Here is a 9,228-nt window from a genome sequence, read left to right as displayed (position 1 = left end):
GCCGCCCCCCCCGCCCCCGCGCCCCCGCCCCCGGGGGGGGGGGGCGCGGGCCCCGCCGCGCCCGGGGGGGGGGGGGTACGTCCGGTACGTGCGCCGCTCGGTCGTTCCTCGAACGCCCGCCGGAGACGGGTCGGGGTCAGTCGCCGATGAGGGCGTCCACGAAGGCCGCGGGCTCGAACGGCGCCAGGTCGTCCGGCCCCTCGCCGAGGCCGACGAGCTTGACGGGCACGCCCAGTTCGCGCTGCACCGCGACGACGATGCCGCCCTTCGCGGTGCCGTCCAGCTTGGTCAGCACAATGCCGGTGATGCTGACGACCTCGGCGAACACCCGGGCCTGCACAAGGCCGTTCTGACCGGTCGTCGCGTCGAGCACGAGCAGGACCTCGTCGACCGGGCCGTGCTTCTCGACGACCCGCTTGACCTTGCCCAGCTCGTCCATGAGGCCGGTCTTGGTGTGCAGGCGGCCGGCCGTGTCGATGAGCACGGTGTCGACGCCCTCGGCGATGCCCTCCTTGACCGCGTCGAAGGCGACACTCGCCGGGTCGCCGCCCTCGGGGCCGCGGACGGTGTGCGCGCCGACGCGTTCGCCCCAGGTCTGGAGCTGGTCGGCCGCCGCCGCGCGGAAGGTGTCGGCCGCGCCGAGCACGACGGTGCGCCCGTCGGCGACCAGGACGCGGGCCAGCTTGCCGGTCGTGGTCGTCTTGCCGGTGCCGTTCACGCCCACGACCATCGCGACCGCCGGACGGCCGTCCTCGTGCTTGGCCGTGTTGAGCGAGCGGTCGTACTCGGTGCCGAGGAGGGCGAGCAGTTCCTCCTGGAGCAGCGTGCGCAGCTCCGCCGGGGTGCGGGTGCCGAGGACCTTGACCCGAGTACGCAGCCGCTCGACCAGTTCCTGCGTCGGCGCGACGCCCACGTCGGCGGTCAGCAGGGTGTCCTCGATCTCCTCCCAGGTGTCCTCGTCCAGGTGCTCGCGCGCGAGCAGTGCGAGCAGGCCCTTGCCGAGGCTGGTCTGGGAGCGGGCGAGGCGGGCCCGGAGCCGGACCAGGCGGCCCGCGGTCGGCTCGGGGACGTCCAGGGCGGGCGGCGCCTCGACGCCGTCCGGTACGGCGGGCGTCTCCGGCGGCGCCTCGGTCTCCGGCAGGTCGAGCGTGTCGACGCCGCGGCGCGGAGGCTCGGGCAGGGGCTGCGCATCCTCGCCGACGCTCGGCTCGACGGGGGTGCGGGGCGGGGGCGGTGCGACGGAGCCGCGGCGGCGCGAGCCGACGACGAACCAGCCGGCGGCGCCGAGCACCACAACCGCGATGACGACGGAAAGGATCAGAATCTCCATAGGAGCTCCAGTCTCCCAGACGGTCGGGACGCCAACCTCATCCGTGCCCGTTCGGACGCGCCGCACGGCCGAAGGAATCACGTTCTGTCAACCGTTGAATCCTGACTGAGTGTCAGATAGCTTGCCGGGGCCAAGCATGCGCCCTGGTCCCCCGAGCCGGAATCGCCGGGGCGACGGGTTGATCGGAAGGTGTGCAGCCCCCATGGCAGTGACGAATCTGCGGTTCAACCAGGTGACGCCCGGACTGGACCGTGCCGACGTGGCGTCGCGCTACCAGGCCACGATCGAAATGGCCAAGTTCGCGGACAAAAACGGCTTCGACATGGTCACGCTGGAGGAGCACCACGGCGCGGAGAACGGCTGGAGCCCGTCGCCGCTCAGCACCGCGGGTGCGGTCCTCGGCGCCACCGACCGCATCGGCGTGATCATCTCGGCGCTGCTCGCGCCGCTGTACGACCCGATCCGCCTGGCCGAGGACATCGCCGTCCTCGACAACATCAGCGGCGGCCGCCTGTCGATCGTCGCGGGCCTGGGCTACCGGCCCGAGGAGTACGCGGGAATCGGCAAGGACTGGAAGCGCCGCGGCAAGATCCAGGACGAGGTCATCGACACCCTCCTCAAGGCCTGGACCGGCGAGCCCTTCGAGTACAACGGCCAGACCGTACGTGTCACGCCGCGCCCGTTCACCGACCCGCACCCCATGGTGATGATCGGCGGCACCGCCAAGGCCTCGGTCCGCCGCGCGGTCCGCTTCCGCCTGCCGTTCTTCGCCGCCGCGCCGCTGCCCGAGCTGGAGCAGTACTACTACGAGCTCGCGGCGCAGGAAGGCTTCGAGGGCGGCTTCGCCATGCTGCCGTCGGCCGCGACCAAGATGGTCTACTGCACCGAGGACCCGGACAAGGCGTGGGCGGAGTACGGCAAGTACTTCCTGCACGAGGCCGAGACCTACGCCGCGTGGCAGACCCCCGACATCGAGTCGGTCATGGAGTCCTCGGCACACTCCGTCGAGGCGCTGCGCGAAGAGGGCATCTACGCCTGTGTCACGCCGGACGAGCTGATCGCGACCGCCAAGAGCGCGGGCCTGACCGACGCGATCATCCTGCACCCGCTGTGCGGCGGCCTCCCGATCGACGCGGGCTGGGCCAGCCTCCAGCTCTTCGCCGACAAGGTGATGCCGCACAACAAGCCCGAGTAGGCCTCGGCGCCCCGGGACCGCCCGGGCGGTCCGAGCACGGGCACGACCGCAACGCGACGAAGGGCGGCTCCGGACTCCGGAGCCGCCCTTCCGCGTCGTCCGACCACGGGCTTCCGGATCTGCCGTCGCCCGGATCAGCCGTCGCCCGGGATCGGTCGGCGCCGGATCAGCCGTCGCCCGATCAGCCCGTGACGGTCTCCGACCCCACGATCGTCACCTTCTCGTCCTCGCGCGCGAGCCGCTGGCTGATCACCGTCGTGACGCCGTCGCCGCGCATGGAGACGCCGTACAGCGCGTCCGCGACCTCCATGGTGCGCTTCTGGTGGGTGATCACGATCAGCTGCGAACTCTCCCGCAGCTCGGCGAAGATGCGGATCAGCCGCTGGAGGTTGGTGTCGTCGAGGGCCGCCTCGACCTCGTCCATGACGTAGAACGGGCTCGGCCGCGCCTTGAAGATCGCCACCAGCAGCGCGACCGCCGTCAGCGACCGCTCGCCGCCGGACAGCAGCGACAGCCGCTTGACCTTCTTGCCGGGCGGACGCGCCTCGACCTCGATCCCGGTGGTCAGCATGTCGTCCGGGTTGGTGAGCACCAGCCGGCCGTCGCCGCCCGGGAACAGCCGCGAGAACACCCCCTCGAACTCGCGTGCGGTGTCGTGGTACGCCGAGGTGAACACCTGCTCGACGCGCTCGTCGACCTCCTTGACCACCAGCAAGAGGTCGCGGCGGGTGTTCTTGAGGTCCTCGAGCTGCTCGGTCAGGAACTTGTGGCGTTCCTCCAGCGCCGCGAACTCCTCCAGCGCCAGCGGGTTGATCTTGCCGAGCTGGACGTACGCCTTCTCCGCCGCCGCGAGCCGCTTCTCCTGCTCCGCCCGGACGTACGGACGCGGGTGCGCCTCCTTGGAGTCCGGGTCGCGCTCCTCCCCCTCGGCGGGCGGCGTCGGCGGGACCATCTGGTCCGGGCCGTACTCGGCGACCAGGCCGGCCGCGTCCATGCCGTGCTCTTCGAGGGCCTTGGCCTCCAACTGCTCGATGCGCAGCCGCTTCTCGGTGCGCAGCATCTCGTCGCGGTGCACCGAGTCGGTCAACTTCTCCAGCTCACCGGCGAGTTCACGCACCCGGGTGCGCTCGCGCGCCAGTTCCTGCTCGCGCGAGGCGCGGGCCGCCTCGGCGGCGGAGCGTTCGGCCTCGGCGCGGGCGAGGGACGCCTCGACGTACCGGAGCAGCGACTGCGTACCGGCGAGCACCGCCCCCGCCACCCGGGCCTCGACGGCCATGCGCTCACGCCGCTCGGCCGCCCGTGAGCGCGCCTCACGCTCCATGCGCGCCCCCCGGTCGAGCGAATCCGCCCGTCCCGACAGCGCCTTCACCTGCTCCTCGTGGGTGCGCACCGACAGGCGCGCCTCCATCTCGGCCTGCCGGGCCGCGGTCGCGTCGGCGGCCAGGCGGTCGCGCGCGGAGGAGTCCGGCTCCTCCTCGTCCGGCATCTCCTCGGCGGCTTCGAGCCGTGCCGACAGTTCCTCGTACGCGAGGGTGTCCTGCTCCTTGGCGCTCTCCGCCTTCGCGACGGCCGCGGCCAGCCGCTCGGCCTCGCCCGCCGCGGCGCGCGCCTGGCCGCCCAGCCGGCCCAGTTCCTTGGCCGCCGCGGAACGCGCCTTCTCCATCTCGCGCCGCTCGGCGGTCAGTTGCTCGACGGCGGCGGAGGCGTCCTTGCGGGCCGCGGTGGCCCGGACGAGTTCGTCCCTGGCCCGGGCGCAGCGGTCGGTCAGCTCGGCCAGGCGCTCGGCGGCCTCGTCGACCGCCGCCTGGACTTCGAGGAGGCTGGCGCCCGACGCCGAGCCGCCGTGCGCGAAGTCCGGTCCGACCAGGTCGCCTTCGCGCGTGACGGCGCGTACACCCGGCACCGAGGCCAACAGGTCCGCGGCCGCGGCGAGGTCTTCGACGACCGCCACCTTGTCGAGCAGGCGGTGCACGGCGCCGGTGAGGTCGTCCGGGGCGGTGAGCAGGCGTACCGCGTAGACCGCGGACGGCGGCAGGGCGGGCCAGTCGGCCGCACCCGCCGGCTCCGGCCCGGCGGAGTCGCCGACCAGTATCCCGGCGCGGCCCGCGTCGTCCTTGCGCAGCAGCCGCAACGCGTCGACGGCGGACCCGACATCGGCCACCGCGATCGCGTCGGACGCGGCACCGAGCGCGGCGGCGACCGCCGTCTCGGCGCCGTGCTCGACCGTCACCAGGGCGGCCACCGTGCCCAGCACGCCGGAGAGCCGGTCCCCCGCGGCGAGCACCGCGCCTGCCCCGTCCTTGCGCGTCAGGCCCAGTTCCAGGGCCTCCTTGCGGGCGGTGACGGCCGCGCGCTCGCGCTCGGACTCCTTCTCCGTGTCGCGGGCTTCGGTGAGCGACTCCTCGGCCTCGGCGAGCAGTTCCCGGGCCTCCGTGAGGCGGGCCTCGATGTCGGAGCCGCCGCGCCCGCCTGCTCCGTCGCCGTCGTCGCCTTCCTCGGCGCCGCCGGTCTGCTCCTGCAACTGGTCGAACTCCCGCTGCGCGGCCTCGGCCCGGGTACGCGCGGCGGTGAGGGATTCGGTGAGGCGCCCGATCTCGGCGTCGGCACCGGCGACCCGGCTGCGGGCCGCGTTCACCTGGCCGCTCAGCCGGGCGAGCCCCTCGCGCCGGTCGGCGATCGCCCGGGCCGCGTCCCGGAGTCGCTTCTCCTCGTCGGCGACCGCGCGTTCCAGCTCGCCGCGCCGCTCGGTGGTCTCGGCGAGCTGGACCATCGCCTCTTCGAGGGCTTCCTTGAGTTCCGCCTCGGTCTCGCGGATGCGCTCGGCCTCGCGCTCCATCTCCTCCGGGTCGCGGCCCCGGCGCTCCTCGGCGGGCTGCGAGGTGGCGTGCCGGACGCGCTGCTGGGCCAGGCCCGCGGTGCCGCGCACGCGCTCGGCGAGCGAGGACAGTTCGTACCAGGTCTCCTGGGCCCGGGCCAGGCGCGGGGTGAGCGCCTTGACCTCGGCCTCCAACGCGGCCTCGCGGGTCTGCACCTCGCCGAGTTCGCGCTCCACGACGGTGCGCCGCTCGCGCAGCGCGGCCTCGTCGGCGATCTCCTCCTCCAGATCCCGGCGCAGCAGCACGAGGTCGTCGGCGAGCAGCCGCAGCCTCGCGTCGCGCAGGTCCGCCTGGATGGCCGCGGCGCGGCGCGCCACCTGGGCCTGCCGGCCGAGGGGCTTGAGCTGGCGACGCAGTTCATTGGTGAGGTCGGAGACGCGCGTGAGGTTCGCCTGCATCGCGTCGAGCTTGCGGAGCGCCTTCTCCTTGCGCTTGCGGTGCTTGAGGACGCCGGCCGCCTCCTCGATGAACGCGCGCCGGCCCATCGGGTCGGCCTGCAGCACCGAGTCGAGCTGGCCCTGCCCGACGATGACGTGCATTTCGCGGCCGATGCCGGAGTCGGACAGGAGCTCCTGGATATCCAGCAGGCGGCAGGTGTTGCCGTTGATCGCGTACTCCGAGCCACCGTTGCGGAACATCGTCCGCGTGATGGTGACTTCGGTGTAGTCGATGGGCAGCGCGCCGTCGGTGTTGTCGATCGTTAGGCTGACCTCGGCACGGCCCAGCGGCGGACGGCCCGCGGTGCCGGCGAAGATGACGTCCTCCATCTTGCCGCCGCGCAGCGACTTGGCGCCCTGCTCGCCCATGACCCAGCTCAGCGCGTCGACGACGTTCGACTTGCCGGATCCGTTGGGACCGACGACGCAGGTGATGCCCGGCTCGAACCGCAGCGTCGTCGCGGATGCGAAGGACTTGAATCCGCGGAGGGTGAGGCTCTTGAGGTGCACCCGCCGCAGCGTACCGGGACACATCGGCGGGGAAGTCGCAGAACGGTGACCTGACGGCGTGTCGGTTGGTGTGTGACATGGGATATGCCGGGGTATCACGTCATCACGGCGGCCTGTCACGGCCCGCCGGATGGGCACACCAGGGTCGCGTACCAGCGCCACGAGGGCACTCAGGGGGCAGCGGGGGAAAGCGGGAGCAGAGGCTCGGGGCGCGGTTCCCGGGAACGACAAAGGGACGCCGAAGGCGTCCCTGGTTTATCGGATCGAACTCACGCCCGGGAGAGCGCCGGCTCGACCTGGGATACGTCGAACCGATCGTCCGCGGCGGCGTAGAGCGCGTCATTCTCGGCCTGGACACGGACAAGCTCCGTCTCCAGGTCACGTACGCGCTGCTGAAGCCGTCGCATCTCGGAGAGCAGCCGGGGGTCGGGGCCGCCGACGTAGCCGAGAAGCGCCTTCGCCATTAGAGGGTCCTCCACGCTGAGTGACCGACCGGCATCTGCGGGTCGAAATTTCGCACCCGGCCACGTGGCTCCTGATAGGGTGCGCGGGCTTCCAGCGTCGCACCAAAAGGCCATCAGGTCAATATGATCACGGCGCGATAACTCAACCGTCACCCGGTCGGCGGCATGATCACGCGGACGGGACGGCTCGTGTCTGGCTGTACGAGATCATCAATTCTCTTGGCAGTCAAGAACATATTGGAGAGCCGGGAGGCCCGCCCCGCGGTTTCCCGGAAGCCGTGGATGATCTTGGATCGAGGCCCGGTCAGGCGACCCCTTTGGCCCCCGGCATCCCGTGCGTCCCTCCCACCTCGCAAATCATCCCGGATCCCGTTCGTCACGGGCTTCCCGGCAGATGCGGCAGGTATCGGACCAGGGCGCGCAACCCGACCCGTATCCGGCCTCACGGGGACCATGCGGTGCTCTAGAGTCGCCTGCGCAAGCTCACCCGATCGGGTGAGGTCCGACGCCGGTCCCGGCGTGTCGTGCGGCGTTTCGCGCGGCGCGTGCGACGTGTGCGTGCAGCGTGTAGGGCGCGCGCGGCCGGGATGCGGACGCGGTGGAGGGGACGAACGTACGGCACACCGAAGGGGAAGCCGTGGCCCGGCACAGCCGACGCTCGACGACCCGGATCCGCGCGCGGCGCGGCCACCGGCGCCGCCGTCGGCTGGGCCCCCTGCGTGTCGCGGCCGTCCTGCTCGGCATCGCCCTTGCGGTCGGCGGCACCCGGCTTTCGCTGGACCTCCTCGACGACGGCCGGTCCGGCGCGGACCGTACGGCGCCGGCCGACGCGACCGCGGCCACGTCCTCGTCCGGCGGTCCCGACCGGCCGCCTTCCGGAGTGCCGAGCACGCCAGAGGCGGCGGCCGGAGGCCCGGGCGCGGCCGTCAGCACGAGCCCGCAACCGAGTTCCGCCGCACCGCCCGCGGCCACGCCCCCGTCCCTGCTTGCGCCTTCGCCCGGCACGCCGTCGGAACCGGCGCCGGCCACGACGGGTCCGGCGACGCCGCAGCCCACCGCTCCGGCGCCCTCCCCCACCCCGAAGAGCCTTTCCCCGTCACCGACGACGACCGCGCCCGGCGGCGCCGGCACCGGCGCCGCGTACGAGGACGAGGTCCTGGCGCTCGTCAACGCCGAGCGCGCCGCGGCCGGTTGCGGCCCTGCGCAGGCGGACGCCGCGCTGCGCGGCCTCGCCCGCGCGCACAGCGACGACATGGCCGACCGCGGATACTTCGCCCACGACACCCCCGACGGCAAGTCGCCCTGGGACCGCGCCAAGGCCGCGGGGATCGACTACCTGGCCGCCGAGAACATCGCACGCGGCCAGGCCACCCCGAAGGCGGTCATGGAGGCGTGGATGAACAGCGAGGGCCACCGCGCGAACATCCTCAACTGCGGCTTCGGCAGGCTCGGCGTGGGCGTCCGCACCGGTTCCGGCGGGCCCTGGTGGACCCAGGAGTTCGGGCGCTGACGACTACCCGGCGACCGGCCGGACGATCGGCGTGCGGCGCGGGCGCGGGGTGGGCTGGCACTTCGTGCAGAAGTAGCTGCTGCGGTTCATGAAGGTGATGCGCCGGATGGGCGTCGCGCAGCGGTTGCAGGGCTCGCCTTCGCGGCCGTACGCGTCGAGCGAGCGGGAGAAGTAGCCGCTCTCCCCGTTGACGTTGACGTACAGGCTGTCGAAGGACGTGCCGCCCACGGCGAGCGCGTCGTTCATGACGTCCCGGACCGAGGCCAGCAGCAGCGCGGTCTGCGGCTTGGTGACGGTGGCCGTGGAGCGGGCGCCGTGCAGGCGGGAGCGCCACAGGGCCTCGTCCGCATAGATGTTGCCGATGCCGCTCACCAGCGACTGGTCCAGGAGCGCGCGCTTCAGCTCGGAGTCGCGGCGGCGCAGCGCCGCGTGGAAGGCGTCGTCGTCGAACAGCGGGTCGAGGACGTCGCGCGCGATGTGCGCGATCGACGGCGGCAGGACCGCGCCACCGCGTTCGACGGAGACGCCGCCGAAAGTGCGCTGGTCGACGAACCACAGCTCGCGGCCGCCGTCGGTGAAGGTGAAGCGCACGTGCAGGTGCTTCTCGCGCGGCGTGGCCGGGTCGTTGACCAGCAGTTGGCCGCTCATGCCGAGGTGCGCGAGCAGGGCGTCCTCGGGCGCGTCCGCGTCGCGAGGGGTGAGCGGGAGCCAGAGGTACTTGCCGCGGCGCATGGCCGCCTCGACCCGGGCGCCCTTGAGGGACGCGGCGAAGTCGTCCGGCCCCGCCGTGTGGCGGCGCACCGCACGCGGGTGCGTCACCTCGACGGAGGCGATGGTGCGGCCGACGACCCAGCGCTCCAGGCCCCGGCGTACGACCTCGACCTCGGGCAACTCGGGCACGCTCGA

The 9,228-nt window shown here is 72.9% G+C and carries 6 protein-coding genes; 2 read left to right on the top strand and 4 right to left on the bottom strand.

Going from position 1 to position 9,228, the window contains the following annotated elements; translation table 11 throughout:
• Positions 1–136: 136 nt before the first annotated feature.
• Positions 137–1,330, bottom strand: a complete 1,194-nt coding sequence (gene ftsY, locus ACWD12_RS15120) for a signal recognition particle-docking protein FtsY (RefSeq protein WP_450099910.1) — start codon at positions 1,328–1,330, stop codon at positions 137–139.
• Positions 1,331–1,532: 202 nt separating this feature from the next.
• Here ftsY and ACWD12_RS15115 point away from each other — a divergent pair, with 202 nt between their 5' ends.
• Positions 1,533–2,525 (top strand): LLM class flavin-dependent oxidoreductase, encoded by a 993-nt coding sequence (locus tag ACWD12_RS15115; protein WP_358361597.1) that lies wholly within the window; start codon positions 1,533–1,535, stop codon positions 2,523–2,525.
• A 181-nt stretch (positions 2,526–2,706) separates the two neighbouring features.
• Here the strand turns inward: ACWD12_RS15115 and smc are convergent, their stop codons facing one another.
• The gene (gene smc / locus ACWD12_RS15110) at positions 2,707–6,348 is read right to left on the bottom strand and encodes a chromosome segregation protein SMC (protein ID WP_450099909.1); all 3,642 of its coding nucleotides are present in this window, start codon (positions 6,346–6,348) and stop codon (positions 2,707–2,709) included.
• A gap of 269 nt (positions 6,349–6,617) precedes the next feature.
• On the bottom strand, positions 6,618–6,812 hold the full coding sequence (locus tag ACWD12_RS15105) for a hypothetical protein (protein ID WP_358361601.1): 195 nt from the start codon (positions 6,810–6,812) through the stop codon (positions 6,618–6,620).
• Between the two features lie 598 nt (positions 6,813–7,410).
• Here ACWD12_RS15105 and ACWD12_RS15100 point away from each other — a divergent pair.
• A complete protein-coding gene (locus ACWD12_RS15100; protein ID WP_450099908.1) occupies positions 7,411–8,322 on the top strand; it encodes a CAP domain-containing protein in 912 nt (303 codons plus the stop codon).
• Positions 8,323–8,325: 3 nt separating this feature from the next.
• On the opposite strand, the gene mutM is transcribed toward ACWD12_RS15100, so the two are convergent.
• Positions 8,326–9,222, bottom strand: coding sequence for a bifunctional DNA-formamidopyrimidine glycosylase/DNA-(apurinic or apyrimidinic site) lyase (gene mutM, locus ACWD12_RS15095; RefSeq protein ID WP_450099907.1), 897 nt, complete (start codon positions 9,220–9,222; stop codon positions 8,326–8,328).
• Between the last annotated feature and the right edge of the window lie 6 nt (positions 9,223–9,228).

Source organism: Streptodolium elevatio (genome assembly GCF_053592165.1).
Note: the sequence above shows the minus strand (reverse complement) of the source record. Positions and strands in the feature narration are given on the sequence as shown.

Excerpts from the sequence above, each read along its gene's own strand:
- ACWD12_RS15115 (WP_358361597.1), top strand. The coding sequence starts at position 1,533 with ATGGCAGTGACGAATCTGCGGTTCAACCAGGTGACGCCCGGACTGGAC.
- ACWD12_RS15105 (WP_358361601.1), bottom strand. The coding sequence starts at position 6,812 with ATGGCGAAGGCGCTTCTCGGCTACGTCGGCGGCCCCGACCCCCGGCTG.
- ftsY (WP_450099910.1), bottom strand. The coding sequence starts at position 1,330 with ATGGAGATTCTGATCCTTTCCGTCGTCATCGCGGTTGTGGTGCTCGGC.